Annotated in this window: 8 protein-coding genes; 3 read left to right on the top strand and 5 right to left on the bottom strand. The window is 52.4% G+C overall.

Going from position 1 to position 14457, the window contains the following annotated elements:
- Position 1 precedes the first annotated feature (1 nt).
- Positions 2-3004, top strand: a complete 3003-nt coding sequence (locus H6G52_RS07025) for an ATP-dependent Clp protease ATP-binding subunit (protein ID WP_190527337.1) — start codon at positions 2-4, stop codon at positions 3002-3004.
- A 142-nt stretch (positions 3005-3146) separates the two neighbouring features.
- The gene (locus H6G52_RS07030) at positions 3147-3755 is read left to right on the top strand and encodes a Sua5/YciO/YrdC/YwlC family protein (protein ID WP_190527339.1); all 609 of its coding nucleotides are present in this window, start codon (positions 3147-3149) and stop codon (positions 3753-3755) included.
- A gap of 90 nt (positions 3756-3845) precedes the next feature.
- Here H6G52_RS07030 and H6G52_RS07035 read toward each other — a convergent pair whose 3' ends face one another.
- The 3 genes from H6G52_RS07035 to H6G52_RS07045 all read right to left on the bottom strand — a co-directional run bounded on the left by H6G52_RS07035 (position 3846) and on the right by H6G52_RS07045 (position 11201).
- Positions 3846-9281: an ATP-binding sensor histidine kinase gene (locus tag H6G52_RS07035; RefSeq protein ID WP_190527341.1), complete on the bottom strand. Its 5436-nt coding sequence runs from the start codon at positions 9279-9281 to the stop codon at positions 3846-3848.
- Positions 9282-9955: 674 nt separating this feature from the next.
- The gene (locus H6G52_RS07040) at positions 9956-10096 is read right to left on the bottom strand and encodes a hypothetical protein (protein ID WP_190527343.1); all 141 of its coding nucleotides are present in this window, start codon (positions 10094-10096) and stop codon (positions 9956-9958) included.
- A 7-nt stretch (positions 10097-10103) separates the two neighbouring features.
- The gene (locus H6G52_RS07045; RefSeq protein WP_190527345.1) at positions 10104-11201 is read right to left on the bottom strand and encodes a Fe(3+) ABC transporter substrate-binding protein; all 1098 of its coding nucleotides are present in this window, start codon (positions 11199-11201) and stop codon (positions 10104-10106) included.
- A gap of 361 nt (positions 11202-11562) precedes the next feature.
- On the opposite strand from H6G52_RS07045, the gene H6G52_RS07050 reads away from it, so the two are divergent.
- A complete protein-coding gene (locus H6G52_RS07050; RefSeq protein ID WP_190527347.1) occupies positions 11563-12651 on the top strand; it encodes an LD-carboxypeptidase in 1089 nt (362 codons plus the stop codon).
- An 11-nt stretch (positions 12652-12662) separates the two neighbouring features.
- Here H6G52_RS07050 and H6G52_RS07055 read toward each other — a convergent pair whose 3' ends face one another.
- Together H6G52_RS07055 and H6G52_RS07060 are read right to left on the bottom strand one after the other, a co-directional pair.
- Positions 12663-13628 carry a sensor histidine kinase KdpD gene (locus H6G52_RS07055; protein WP_190527349.1) on the bottom strand — a complete coding sequence of 322 codons (966 nt, stop codon included), beginning with the start codon at positions 13626-13628 and terminating at the stop codon, positions 12663-12665.
- A gap of 456 nt (positions 13629-14084) precedes the next feature.
- Positions 14085-14405: an STAS domain-containing protein gene (locus tag H6G52_RS07060; protein WP_099535598.1), complete on the bottom strand. Its 321-nt coding sequence runs from the start codon at positions 14403-14405 to the stop codon at positions 14085-14087.
- Positions 14406-14457 lie beyond the last annotated feature (52 nt).

The following is a 14457-nucleotide window of genomic DNA, read 5'->3' on the forward strand; positions in this document are numbered from 1 at the left end:
CATGCAGCCCACCGACCCCAATCAATTCACCGAAAAAGCCTGGGAAGCGATCGTTAATTCCCAAGAAGTGGCCCGCCGGATGCGCCAGCAGAACCTGGAGGTGGAGCATGTGATCTTGGCTCTGCTGGAGATTAACGACACGGCGGCGGTGGTGTTGGAGCGGGCCCAACTGGATCCGGCCCAGGTGGCGCGGCAGTTGGAAAATTTTGGCCAGCGGCAACCCCGGGGCGGCGCGGGTGACCAGCTCTATCTGGGGCGGGGGTTAGATGCCCTGCTCGATCGGGCGGATGTGGCTCGGGAATCCTGGGGCGATCGGGAAATTGGCATTGATCACCTGCTGTTGGCCTTTGCCGATGACGATCGGGTGGGGCGCAAAATTCTGCGATCGCTACGGGTCGATCCCCAGGATGTGGAGGCGGCCATTCGGGAAATTCGCAGCGCCATCAAGGCCCAGGAGCGATCGGCCGAAGCCACTGGCCCCGCCCGCGACAGCGTGAGCAAAGAAGAAGATCCCCTGGAAGCCCTGGAGCGCTTTGGGCGCGACCTGACCGAACAAGCCCGGGCCGGCAAATTAGATCCGGTGATTGGACGCGATGAGGAAATTCGCCGCGTGATTCAGGTGCTCTCACGCCGCAGCAAAAACAACCCGGTGTTGATTGGGGAGCCGGGCGTGGGCAAAACCGCCGTGGTGGAAGGCCTGGCCCAACGGATTGTGAATGGGGATGTGCCAGAATCCCTCAAAAATCGGCGGTTAATTGTGCTGGATATGGGCAGCCTGATCGCCGGAGCCAAATTTCGGGGGGAATTTGAGGAACGACTGCGATCGGTCTTGCGGGCCGTGACCCACTCGGGCGGCTCCGTGGTGCTGTTCATCGATGAGCTGCACACCATCATCGGCACGGGATCGGGCCAAAGCAGCGCCATGGACGCGGGCAGCCTACTGAAACCCATGTTGGCGCGGGGGGAACTGCGGTGCATTGGAGCCACCACCCTCGATGAATATCGCACCCATGTGGAAAAGGATCCGGCCCTAGAACGGCGATTCCAACAGGTTTTGGTGGAAGAACCGACGATCGACGTGACGGTTTCGATCCTGCGTGGCCTGAAGGAACGCTACGAAGTTCACCATGGGGTGAAGATTTCCGATGCGGCGTTGGTGGCGGCCACCCAACTGTCTAATCGCTATATTCCCGATCGATTCTTGCCCGATAAGGCGATCGATGTGGTGGACGAAGCGGCCGCCAAATTAAAAATGGAAATCACCTCCAAGCCGGTGGAGCTGGAGACGATCGAACGGCGGCTGCGGCAATTGGAAATGGAGCGGTTATCCTTGCAGGGCGAAACAGCCTCGCGCGATCGACTGCTGCGCATTGAAGCTGAAATTAGCACCCTTCAGAGTCAACAAACGGAGCTGGATCAACAGTGGCGGGGCGAGAAAGAATTGCTCGATGAAATTGGCAATTTGAAAGAGCAAGAAAGCACCCTGCAAAAACAAGTTGAACAAGCGGAACGGGACTATGATCTCAATTTGGCAGCTCAGCTTAAGTATGGCGACCTAGAGCGTATTCAAGAGGAACGAGCCGCCAAAGAATCCCAATTGTTGGCCATCCAAACGCAAATGGCCGTGCCCATGTTGCGAGAGCAGGTCACGGAAGCGGATATTGCGGAAGTGGTGGCGAAATGGACCGGCATTCCGGTTAATCGGTTGATGGAATCGGAGCGCCAAAAACTGCTGCAACTGGAGCGCTATTTACACGATCGCGTGATTGGCCAACAGGAGGCGATCACCGCTGTGGCCGCCGCCATTCGCCGGGCCCGCGCTGGCATGAAAGACCCGGGCCGCCCGATCGGTTCCTTCCTGTTTTTGGGACCCACGGGGGTCGGCAAAACAGAATTGGCCCGCGCCTTGGCGGAGCTACTATTTGATAGCGAAGATGCCATGATTCGGATTGATATGTCCGAATATATGGAGAAGCAAAATGTGTTGCGGTTGGTGGGTGCGCCGCCGGGATATGTGGGCTATGAAGCGGGTGGCCAGCTCACCGATGCGGTGCGGCGGCATCCCTATTCCGTGATTTTGTTTGATGAAGTGGAAAAAGCGCACCCGGATATTTTTAATATCTTGCTGCAAGTGCTGGATGATGGGCGCTTAACGGATGGCCAAGGGCGTGTGGCGGATTTCCGGAACACCATTTTGATCATGACCAGTAATCTGGGCAGCGAGCATATTCTGAAATCTAGCCTGGAAGAGGAAGGCTATGACGAAATGCGCGATCGGGTGTTGAAGGCTTTGCGATCGCACTTCCGCCCCGAGTTTTTGAATCGGGTGGATGAAACGATTATTTTTGAAGCCCTCTCGAAGGGGAATTTGCGCCAAATCGTGTCCATTCAAATGAAGCGAATTGAGCGATTGTTGGCCGATCAAAAAATTGCGATCGCCCTGTCTGAATCAGCTAAAACCTACATTGCCGATGTGGGTTACGACCCGGTGTATGGGGCCCGCCCCCTGAAGCGAGCCATCCAAAAGGAATTGGAAAACCCGATCGCCGATCAAATCCTGGCCGGCGCATTCACCGAAGGCGACACGATCGAGGTGGAAGCGATCGAGGTGAATGGTCAAACCAACTTGGTGTTTCGACGGGCCAGCGATCGGCCCACGGCGCATCCCGACGAAGCGACGGATTCGGAGCCAAACCCACCGCAGCCGCCAACTCTCCCCGAGGTGCTCAATCCCCCGGCGATCGACCCGCTTGATCAAGAGCCGCTCGATCAAGATGAAGTGGGCGATCGGGATAACTTTGCCGTTACGGTAGCCGATCGGGACTTGGATGCCCTAGTGGATGTGGAAAAGGACGCGACCACCGACCCCCCGATCATTCCCACGGTGGTTGATTTGCCGGCCCTAGACTCCCTCGACGCAGAACAGCCGCCCCTGATTCCCACGAGCAAGATGTCTGAACCTGTTTTTTCCACCCGGTTCTATGACGAAGATGATGAGGTTTAGGGGTTGATGCAGCGGCTAGGTTGCCCCCGGTTGCGCCAAGCGCCCGCAGTTCTCGCACCCTAATTTTTCCTAATCTCTCCCAATTTCTTGTCATTTCTCGCCGATTTGGCCAACTGTTGCGATCGCACCAGGAGTTCTCAGCGTGCCCCAAGTCACCCTCTCAGCCCTAATCACCGGCTTGCGGACAGGAACCGCCCTCGCCAGTTTCCCTACGGATACGGTTCCGGCCCTGGCGGCTCGGCCCGATCGGGCCCCGGCGGTCTATGCCACCAAGCAGCGTGATTTCCAAAAGCCTCTGATTTTGATGGGGGCCCAGCCAGCGGATTTGTGGCCCTATGTGGACGATCGGGCTGGCGATCTGGGCCAATGGCAGGTGATCGCCCAAGACTATTGGCCAGGAGCCTTAACAATTGTGTTACCTGCCCAGAGCGATCGCCTGCCGCCAATGAACGATATCTTGGGCCCCACACGCTCGATCGGGCTGCGAGTTCCCGCCTGTGAAGTGGCCAAGGCGATTTTGGCCCAAACGGGGCCGCTGCTCACCACCAGTGTGAATCGATCGGGGCAACCTCCCCTGCGGACGATCGCGGACATTAACCGGGAATTTCCCGAACTGTTGACCCTCAGCCCCGATGAAGTGGCCGCCATGGGCGATTCGGAAGTGGGTTCCGGCGAACCATCCACCGTGGTGCGCTGGGGGCCGACGGGCTGGGAAGTATTGCGCCAAGGGGCCATCCAATTTCTTGGCTAAGATTCTGGATCGCATTAACTATCCATTGGGGCGAAACGATTCATGGGGGCGATCGATGAGCCATGCATTCGATGCGCAATTGATTACAGGTTAATTGGGACGCTCGATCGGCAAGCCAATCACAAATTCTGTCCCCTGACCGACCGTTGATTTCGCCTCCAAACTGCCCCCATGGATATCCACCACAATTTGGCGGGCGATCGCCAATCCTAGCCCCGTTCCGCGACCCACTGCCTTAGTCGTAAACGCCTGGTCAAAAATCTTGCCGATAATTTCCTCAGGAATTCCCACCCCGTTATCAGCGATCGTGACTTGAACAGTTGCTTGGTCGGACGTGACGCGAATGGAAATTGCCTGAGCAGCGGCGGTTAATGCTTCAAAACTATGCCCTTGACTGGCCTCATCCAACGCATCGATCGCATTGGCTAACAAATTCATAAACACCTGGTTCAGTTGCCCTGGAAAGCAATAAATTTCGGGCACTGGATCGTAATTGGTGGCCACATGAATCGCTGGTCGGTGATCATTGCCCTTCAGACGATGGCGCAAGATCAAAACCGTGCTGTCAATGCCTTCACGCACATCAAACAATTGCTTGCTTTCCGTATCCGCTCGGGAGAAGGTTCTCAAACTCTTGCTGATGGCACGGATTCGATCGCCACTTTCCTTCATGGCCCGAATCAGTTGCATGGCATCATCGCGCACATAGTCCAAATCCACCGCTTCCAATTCCGCTTGAATTTGGGCGCTGGGATTCGGCAACTCTTGAGCATAGAGATCTAGCAAGCTCAGAAGATCTTCAATATAGATTTGGGTTGCGTCAATGTTGCCAATAATGCAGCCGATCGGGTTATTAATTTCGTGGGCTACCCCTGCCACTAAACTTCCCAAAGCCGACATTTTTTCACTTTGAACTAGCTTTAATTGTGCTTGCTGTAAGTCCGTGAAAGACTGTTGTACCTGCTGATAAAGCTTGGCATTGTTGAGAGAAATGGCCGCTTGCGTGCAAAGGAAGTTGAGAATAATCACTCGATCATTGGTGAAAACTCCAGCAGTTAGCCGATTTTCCAAATATAAGCAACCCAATAATTGCCCCTGATTCAGGATAGGCAAACAGAGGACGCTCTTCGGTTGGTGTTGATTTAAATAACTTCCGATTACTGGTAAATCCGTAACCAAATCATCAATAACAATCAGTTCCTGGGTATTTTTTACATACCGAATGAGCTTGGCCGGCACTTGACTATGATCGGTTAAAGGATCATTTCCCAGTTGGGTTGATTTCAGTGTGGCCGTAGCACGCACTTGCCAGCTTCCACGATCATCAGCCAACACCAAAACGCAGCGTTCTGCTCCGGAATTTTGCAAAATAATTTGCGTGAGTTGACCCAACAATTCTTCTAATTGAATAGTGCTAGAAAGGGCCTGTGACGCTCGCAAAATGCTAGCAAAGTCCAAGGTTTGATTAAGCCGAGCGCTGCTAGCACTTTTGCGCGTACTGCTGTGGATGGTCGGGTTAACCGAAGTAAGGGTCATCAACGTGTTGAGAAAGTCAACCGAGGTGGAACTCGCCTGAAGAATTGGTCGCAACAATTTGGGATAGCGAATTTCCAGATCTCGAATTTTGGCTTTGGCTCCCCAGCGGGCATAGCAATAGTAGGCTTCCTGGAGGTAAACGGCGGCAATTTTCTCTTTACCCCAACTCATATAAAACTTCGCAGCCAGTTCATTGGCCAGGGCCTCTTCCTGGAGATAGCCCATGCCTTTGGCGTTGGCGATCGCCCAATCATAGGACTCGATCGCCTCAGGATATTGATTGGTGAGGCGATCGGTTTCCGCCTTCACCAAAAAGTAAAGGTGCAAGAAGTTTTCGGGACAATTATCGGCCCAAATTTTGAGCTGATCACGATAGCGAATGATGGTTGTCCAATCCCTGGCTTTTTGTTCTTCAGGGGTTTGCTCATATCGAGCAGCTAAGAGCAGCGCATAAACAAAGCAGTGATGAACGTAGGGCAATAGCCCCTGAGGAGCCACATTAATAATTTCTGATTCCGCCTGCTGACCGTAATAATAGGCTTCTTCCAGTTGATCAAAAATCAGAAGAACTTGGGTACGCAGGATATTGAAAATGCAAATAACTTGCCAATTTTTGTGAATCCGGCATTGCTCTAAGTAGGCTAGCTCTGACTGAATTTTGCCCCAGCCGATCGATAAATCCGTTGGGTCATACTCCGGGTCTAGGAGATTGGCAACCACCGACAGACCCCCTAACATCAGATCGATCGCCCACTGATTTTTATGCTTGCGACTGAAGTTTAAATACTCTGTAATTTCATCAAATAGTTGATCTAGGGGCAGGCTTTGATAAAACCGGCAATACATGTTGTGACCAAAAGCATAGGCCGCGTATTGCAAATTACTCGATTCCAGCCCCACTCGATAGGAAGATAGATAATCTTCCGTGGCGATTTTGAGGGGATCTGACCAATGGCGTAAGGAACTGCCAATCATCAAATAAGCCACACTTTCAGCGGACTTATTATTAAAGGCCTGAATTAGCTGAAGGGTAATATCCAGTAATTGATCAGTGCCTTGATAGTTATTCAAGGCATAGCCCCGCAGTCCACCAAAAGCCGGGTAGATGTAGCCAATTTCCGGTGTATTGCCATATTGCAAACAAAGATTCACTGCCTTGGCACAAATGACTGACCACAGCCGTTGATGGGAGCGATAGGTGGGCGGCCCCATGCTAATTAACAGCTTGATCGCCATTTTTTGCTCCGGCTCAGTCATGATCGGCAACTGAGTCAGCACCTCAAAGGAATTATGATTGGCTAATGTTTTTGCTTGGCCTAATTCCTGGGCTAGGGCCGCTTCCAAGTGATCAACAGGCAGATCAATATCCAGGAGGGCTAAGCCTTGGCGGCCCGCTTGAATCGCTTCGGGATATTTGGCTTGCAAGGTATATTGCAAGATCGACATGTTGTAAACATCGGCTTTTTCTAAGGAAGTTTTCGCCTTGCCCAAGGCTCTTTGAATCCAGATTTCTGCTGCTTCCAGGTTGCCATTCAAATATTCAATTTCTGCCCGTTCTTTATCGAGCCTAAAACTGAGGTCATAGTCCTTTTGGGCGATCGCCTCCGGTAACAACTCGATCGCCGTGCGAATATAGGTCAATGCGGCGGCATAGGCGGTGGCGGCTTTGGCCTTGCAACCGGCTAAGAAATTTAATTGGGCTAATTCTCGCTGTTGGTTGGGCGCTGCAATGAGCGCTTGACCCACGTTGAGGTGGTTAACAATTTCAAAGATCCGCTCTTCCCGATCGCGCTCTGAAAGTTGCTCCAACAGTAACCGACCCACACAAAGATGGGTTGCCTGTTTTTGGTCGTCATCAATCAAGGCATAGGCCGCCTGTTGAACACGATCGTGCAAAAAGCGATAAACAGCCCGATCGCTCACTGTGGTTTCTGTTTCTGTCGTTTCTGGTGTTTCTTGACCCAAATAGAATTTATAAACCTCGCTCTGGGGCAAAATTAATCCTTCTTGCAACGCTTTCCAGAGGGCTGCGGCGGTCTCCGTTTCTGACTGTTCAGAAACAATAGCCAAGGTGCTCAAATCAAACTGGTTGCCAATACAAGCGGCTAGCTTCAAAACCCCTTGGGTAACCGCAGGCAACTTCTGAAGCTGCAAGGCCATAAATTCCACCACATTGTCCGTTAAAGACAGGGTGCTGATGGGTGCTAAATCGCATTCCCAAACGCCTTGCTCTCGGTCAAACAAAATATAGCCATCTTCTTTGAGAGCCTTCAAAAATTGGGCCGTAAAGAAAGGATTACCTTGAGTACGCAGATAAATTAGCTCCGTCAGCAAGCGCGATCGATCCAAGCCGCAATGCAAAGTTTCCGCCACCAACTGGTTAGTATCGCGAAACCCTAGGGGAGCAAGGGTGATTGTTTGCAGCGTGACCTCTGCTTTTTTCAGTTCCTCAATGGTCAGCATTAACGGATGGGCAGACGAGACTTCATTGTCTCGATAGGTTCCCAATAGCAAAAGATAGGGATGACCATCCATCAAAATCTTAATCAGTTGCAAAGAGGCCGAATCAGCCCACTGCAAATCATCCAAAAATAAAACCAGGGGATGGGTCGCTTGGGTAAAGATTTGGAGGAAATTCTGAAAGAGCAAATTAAATCGATTTTGAGCCGCCGCGCCGGATAACTCCGGAGCCGGTGGTTGCGAACCAATAATCCGCTCTAGCTCAGGAATCACGTCAATCAGTACCTGCCCGTTGGTTCCCAGGGCCGTCAAAATTTTCGTGCGCCATTGGGCAAGTTGTTGGTCAGATTCTGAGAGAAGCTGCCCCATCAAATCTCGAAACGCTTGAACAAAAGCCGAAAAAGGAATATTGCGGTTAAATTGATCAAACTTTCCCTTAATGAAGTAGCCCCGTTGCCGCACGATCGGCTTATGGACTTCACTAACCACGGCGGTTTTGCCAATGCCGGAAAATCCCGCCACTAACATTAATTCCGAGGCTCCCTGGGCCACGCGATCGAACGCATCTAAAAGGGCTTGAACTTCTGTTTGGCGACCATAAAGTTTTTCAGGAATCAGGAATCGATCGTTCAAGTCCCGATCGCCCAAAGAAAAAACCGCTACCCGTCCTTGAAGGGCATATTGGTTGAGGCAATGCTCCAGGTCATGCTTCAACCCCAAGGCACTTTGGTAGCGATCCTCCGCATTTTTGGCCATCAACTTGTTGACAATTGCCGCCACCATGCCAGGAACCTGAGGGTTCAACACATCCACCGCTGACGGAATTTGCGTCATGTGGCAATGAATTAGCTCCAGCGGATCTTGACCCTTAAACGGTAATTCCCCCGTCAACATTTGATAGAGCGTGACTCCTAGGGCGTAAAAATCAGCTCGATAATCGATCGCCCGGTTCATGCGCCCCGTTTGTTCTGGAGCCAAATAGGCGAGGGTTCCCTCCAGACTTTTAGGACTTTGGAGGGATTGCGTTTCCTTCGGCAACAGAGAAGCAATTCCAAAGTCAATTAATTTGACTTGCTTGGAAGTGGGGTCAATGAGAATATTGGTTGGTTTAATATCTTTATGAATAACCCGATATTGATGCAATTCATGGAGAATTTCAACCAAACGAACTGCAATTCCTAGAATTTCAACAAAAGTGACTGTATTATCTTGAAGATATTGAGCAAGGGAAATTGCTCCAAAATCTTCCATAACCAACCCATATCCATTGCCGTAGGGAATGAGGCTAAGGGGGTGAACAATACCATCAATAGGTAAGTTTTTAGTGACCGTATATTGATTGCGAAACTGGACTAATTCTGCAAAACTTGGATATTCCTGAGACAGAACTTTAATGATGACCGATCGCTGGGTTGCCTTTTCCACTGCGCGATAGACCAGTGTTCTTGTGCCTTCATACATCAGCTCAAGAATCTGGTATGCCGGAAGATGGGCGATCGCTGGGTTGGTGGAACCGGGCGCACTCGTCATGGGTTCAGACTCAGGGGAAGTAGTGTTACGGGAATTTCATCAGAAGCCCGAAACTTGAGTTTAGGTCACTGTCCTAGTTACTGCTTTAGTATAAAGAAAAATTTTGATTTGCCATCCCTCACTCCTAACCAAACTGGCTTTTAAAATGAGCGTTGACTAAACCAATTCTCATTTAGCTTGATCAGGGTTTTTGCCATTTTGAGAGACCGAGACTGTAAACAAAAACCTTCATTGTCTCGTTTCAGATTTTGATCAAGAAAGTGAGATGACTGTCATTATTGAACGAAATGATTCTGAATGAATTTCAGATGCTTTCTCAGATAATTGTAATATTTCTTCAATATTTTCTAAAGATTTTGCCCTGACGAGATCAACAGATTCACTATTAATCGAGACAGGCTTGTAACTTTTTTTACATTGCAAATTTAAGTTTTGAATCAATTTTTAGGGATTATGAGTTTCCGCCTCAGCAACCTGGCTAAAAAAGCTACATTGCACCTGCGGAGATAGTATGAATTGGCTTGGCAAATGCAAGCTGCAACTGAGCGATCGACAATAGCTCACTAGTTAGCAAAATTCAGTGACTTACTGAAAGACTTACTGAAACGATTTCGTGGCAGTTTGCACAAGGCACGCTGGATTTTTGATCCGATGACTGGATCTCATGGATCAATTTAATAAGTTAAGTTAATTAGTAAATTTGATTGGGCGATCGAGCGGCAGTGGCCATGAACCCATGACCACCCCCGCAGGGTCTGAGGCTCGAAGGCGCTCAAAACCAGAGGAAGCGATCGGGGAGCGGGTTCCTGGCCCATGGCAACGTTACTTCCAACCGGCGCGATCGAGCAGTTTGAGCGCCACCTCGTTGTTGCGGCCAAAGGTAGTGGCGCTCACGGTGGATTCCTTGAAAGTGCCCAGCTTGGCCAGATCTGGATCCAGCGCCACACCCTTCAGCACGGGATATTCGTGGTTGCCCTTGGCAAAGAGTTCCTGGGCTTCGGGACTCAGCAAATATTCCATGAACTGAATCGCCCCTTCGGGGTTACGAGCATTTTTCACCAGGCCCACGCCGCTGATGTTGATGTGGGTTCCCCGATCGCCCTGGTTTGGGAAACAGACTCCAATTCGTTGGAAGGCGGTGCGCTCTTCCGGTTTGGTGGACTTGGCCAAACGCACCAAATAGTAAGTGTTGGAAATGGCGATCGAACCAATACCCGCCGCACAGGACATGATTTGCGCCGTGTCATTGCCTTCCGGTGGCCGCGCAAAATTCGCCACCATGCTGCGGGCCCATTGTTCCGTCTTGGCCTCGCCATGGACAGCAATCATTTCGCCCACCCAGGACAGGTTGTAGATGTTGCTGGAGGTGCGCACCAGAATTTGGCTGCGCCACCGGGCATCGGCCAGCGCTTCATAGGTGCTGAGTTCCGAGGGTTGCACCTTTTCCTTGTTGTACATAATCACGCGGGCCCGCTTCGACAGGGCAAACCACTGGCCTTCCGGGTGGCGCAAATTTTCTGGAACCGCGCTGTAAAGGTTGGGGGCCTGGGTGGGGGTCACCGGCTGAAACAACCCTTCTGCCGAAGCCCGCCATAATCGCCCCGCGTCCACTGTTAACAACAGATCTGCTGTGCTGTTGCTGCCCTCTGCTTGGATCCGCTCAATGAGCTTGTCGGCATCATCGGAGATGTATTCGATTTTGATGCCGGTTTTGCGTTCAAATCCTTCATAAACAGCCTTGTCGCTGTCGTAGTGACGGCCGGAATAGAGCCGCAACACTTTTTGGCTGGATCCATTGCTGGAACTGCCGTTGGCGTTGTTGGAAGTGGATGAAGATGGGGTGCAACCCTGGGCGATCGCAACGGCGGCGGTGGCCATTGAGCTGGTCGCCAAAAAGGCGCGGCGGGTCAAACGTCTCATGGAAGCTGGCAATGTCGGGTTGATGAAAATCCGGTTCGGGGTGGTTGTCAGTCTGCGCAGGGAGATCGGCTGTTGTCGTGACCCAATTCCAGGGTCTACCCCGAGGGCACTGAGCGCCTGGGATGGTGGGTCGATCGAGGATTGCTGATGACTGCTGGCGATCGCACCTCGGCCGGATAATCGGCGTTTTAATTGAAGTATGAGCCTAGCATTATTGCAATTAATTCTCAGTCTAGCTTAACAAAAGATTGTCTGGAGCCAGGACTGGGTAATGGATGATCATGGAATTATGAAATGAATTACTGAGCAGGCTGCGGAGCCGTTCTCATTTCTATTCATAACTTTTTTCAAAAAGCGATTAATGATGATCAACCATGGGCGATCGCGCCGGTTTTGGCTTAGGGGTTTGGGTGCTCTGGCCCTGGCTACGCAAATCGACGGCCGATCGCTGGCCAGGGCGGCAGATTCTCCCTTGTCGCCATTGCCAACGGCTAACCCGGTGCGGCCTCTGCTGCGGCCGCGATCGCTCCGACCCGGCGACACGATCGCGATTGTGGCTCCGGCGGGGCGCGTTTCGGCAGCCGACCTACAGCAGGGCTGGCAGTGGTTGACTCAGCAAGGATTTCGGCTGGTTCCGGGGCGACATTTATTCGATCGAGATGGTTACTTGGCCGGGCGCGATCGGGATCGGGCGGCGGATTTAAACCGGGCCTTTGCCGATCCGCAAGTGGCGGCAATTATTTGTGCGCGCGGTGGGTGGGGCTGTGCGCGGATTTTGCCCTTGCTGGATTGGGAGTTGGCGCGATCGCACCCCAAAATTCTCCTGGGCTTCAGCGACATCAGCGCCCTGTTGTTGGCCTATTACGAGCGATCGGGCTTGGTCACGTTCCATGGCCCCGTGATCGCTTCTCGCTGGAATGCGTTTTCCACGGCCGCTTGGCAACAGGTTTTGATGGCAGGGACAGCGGCCACCCTCCAAAATCCGCCCCAGCAAACCCACCGAGTGATTCACCCCGGCCAAGCCCAGGGCCCCTTGGTGGTGGCGAATCTGTCGGTGTTGGCGGCCATGGTGGGATCCACCTATCTTCCCCAGTGGGCGGGCAAAATTTTGGTGGTGGAAGAGGTGGGCGAGCCGGTCTATCGGGTCGATCGCCTGTTGTCGCAACTGAAGCTGGCGGGTTTGCTGGATCAGTTGGCGGGGTTCGTGTTTGCCCAATGCACGCGCTGCGAGAGTCCGGGCGATCGGGAGCCGGCCCTTTCCCTTAACCGCGTGCTGGATGATTGGATTCGCCCCTTGGGAATTCCCAGTTGGCAGGGGTTGGCCCTGGGCCATGTGCCCGACAAGCTCACCCTCCCGATCGGGATTCCGGTGGCGATCGATGCCGAGCGGGCCACGCTGCAATTACTGGAAGCCCCTGTGGAATTGCGGGAATCTCTCGATCGCCGTTAGCCCAAATTCCCCTAAGCCAAGGAAACCTTGCAGAGCAGTTCCATGCCGTTTTCGCTTGAAGTAGCCGTTAATTGCCCATCCATCGACTCGATCGCCAACTGAGCCACCCACAGGCCCATCATCGGTGATAGCTGACTGTGGGCCGCCATCGCCCGCAGATCGGCCACACTGTGGGCAACGGACATTCCCGGATCCATCAAGTCGATCGGGTCGCTCCAGGTTTCCAGCGCACAGGTGGTTTGGATTTGAATCTGAACCGTCTGCTCAATCACGGAGGTGCGCAGGGTAATTGGCCCCTTGTCGCCAATCTGGGCAAGCTGTGTGATCAAACCATCCACCACCAATGCCAAGGCCTGGCGCATTCGTTTGGAATCCACCCACACATCCACCTCGGGCGGTTCCTCAAAATCCAAGCCAATGTTGCGGTTTGCCGCCTGTAAATAGGTCAACCCTTCCACGTCATCCAAAATGAGGGACAGGGCAACAACCTGAAAATCTGGCTCAATGGCTCCGCTATTAAATTTGGACACTTCAATCAGGCGATCGAGCAAATTCACCATCCGTTGAGCCGCTTGGTTGGCATCGGCCACGCACTGGCGTTCCTCCTCCAAGTCATCACACAGATCGTTCAAAATCATTTGGTGCAGCCCGATCGCGCTGCTCATGGGCGATCGCAACTCATGGGCTGTCCGGGCCAAAAATCCCGCCTGAAACGCACCCCACTGTTTCGCCAAATGATAGGCAGCAGCTAAGGCTGAAGTGTCCGCATTTGGCGGGCTGGTGTTTTGGACTTGATCGATGTTGGATGGCTCGGTGTTGGATGGCTCAGCATCCTGAGCATCGGCATCGGCATCGGCATCGGCATCGGCACTGGCATCGGCACTTTCAACATCTTTTTCGGCATCCAGTGAGTTGGCTGCAACCTCAGCCATTTCCGCATGGATCCCAGGATTGGTTCCCGCCGCGATCGGCTGCATGGGCGCGACTGATAAGACTTGCGATGCGGTTGTTTTTGGTGATGATGCCGGACTGGTTGAGCGTCGCAGCGCCCCATAAAACCCAATGCCGATCCCTACGATCAAACTCGTCCAGTCTGGCCAACTCATGACTGCGCTTTCATTCCGCTAGTTGAACTAGGGCCGATGCAAATGCTCAAATCCAGTGTTTCGGCCTAGGGTTGCAAGTTGGTGTCCCAAATTCCAGGGTTCACCAAAGATTCACCGGCAGTTCACTAGAGATGCAAATCTATACCGGCCCTCGCTGGGGCTTTGTGGAGGGGCCACATGGGCGATCGCCCCATCCGCCCGCCTTGGTTTTGGAGACTCCGCCACAGCGTTGATGCCTAGCATTGCACAGGGATCTTGCAGATTCATAGGATTTTCGCCCATAACTCACTGCCAGTCCCCAGGGGCGATCGAGCCTTCAATCGAACTTTAAAGGGAATTGAAATGCTCCATGAACGACTCCTGGTCGGGATAGATTTCAAATACCCGATCCATACTTGTCAGGTCAAACAGCATCTTCACTTGGTCATTGATTGAGCAAAGATAAAGCTTGGCTCCGGCCGATCGAGCCGTTTTCAAGGCTAAAACCAGGGCCCCCAGTCCCGAACTATCCATGAAAGACACATCTTGAAAGTCAACCAGGATATGTTGCATTCCTGATTGAACCTGATCGCTCACTTCTTGACGGAAGGGGCCAGCTTGTTTGCCGTCCAAAATACCGAAAGGCTGCACGATGCTTAGGCGATCCATTGCTGCTATTTAGGAATTGACACGCTAGGGACTTCAAACGATCGATCTGGGC

This window comes from Limnothrix sp. FACHB-881 (assembly GCF_014698135.1).
In the GTDB taxonomy this organism is placed as follows: Bacteria; Cyanobacteriota; Cyanobacteriia; order CACIAM-69d; family CACIAM-69d; genus CACIAM-69d.

Coding starts and splice junctions, on each gene's coding strand:
- H6G52_RS07025 (WP_190527337.1), top strand. CDS start 2: ATGCAGCCCACCGACCCCAATCAATTCACCGAAAAAGCCTGGGAAGCG.
- H6G52_RS07035 (WP_190527341.1), bottom strand. CDS start 9,281: ATGACGAGTGCGCCCGGTTCCACCAACCCAGCGATCGCCCATCTTCCG.
- H6G52_RS07040 (WP_190527343.1), bottom strand. CDS start 10,096: ATGGGCCAGGAACCCGCTCCCCGATCGCTTCCTCTGGTTTTGAGCGCC.
- H6G52_RS07045 (WP_190527345.1), bottom strand. CDS start 11,201: ATGAGACGTTTGACCCGCCGCGCCTTTTTGGCGACCAGCTCAATGGCC.
- H6G52_RS07050 (WP_190527347.1), top strand. CDS start 11,563: ATGATGATCAACCATGGGCGATCGCGCCGGTTTTGGCTTAGGGGTTTG.
- H6G52_RS07055 (WP_190527349.1), bottom strand. CDS start 13,628: ATGCAGCCGATCGCGGCGGGAACCAATCCTGGGATCCATGCGGAAATG.
- H6G52_RS07060 (WP_099535598.1), bottom strand. CDS start 14,405: ATGGATCGCCTAAGCATCGTGCAGCCTTTCGGTATTTTGGACGGCAAA.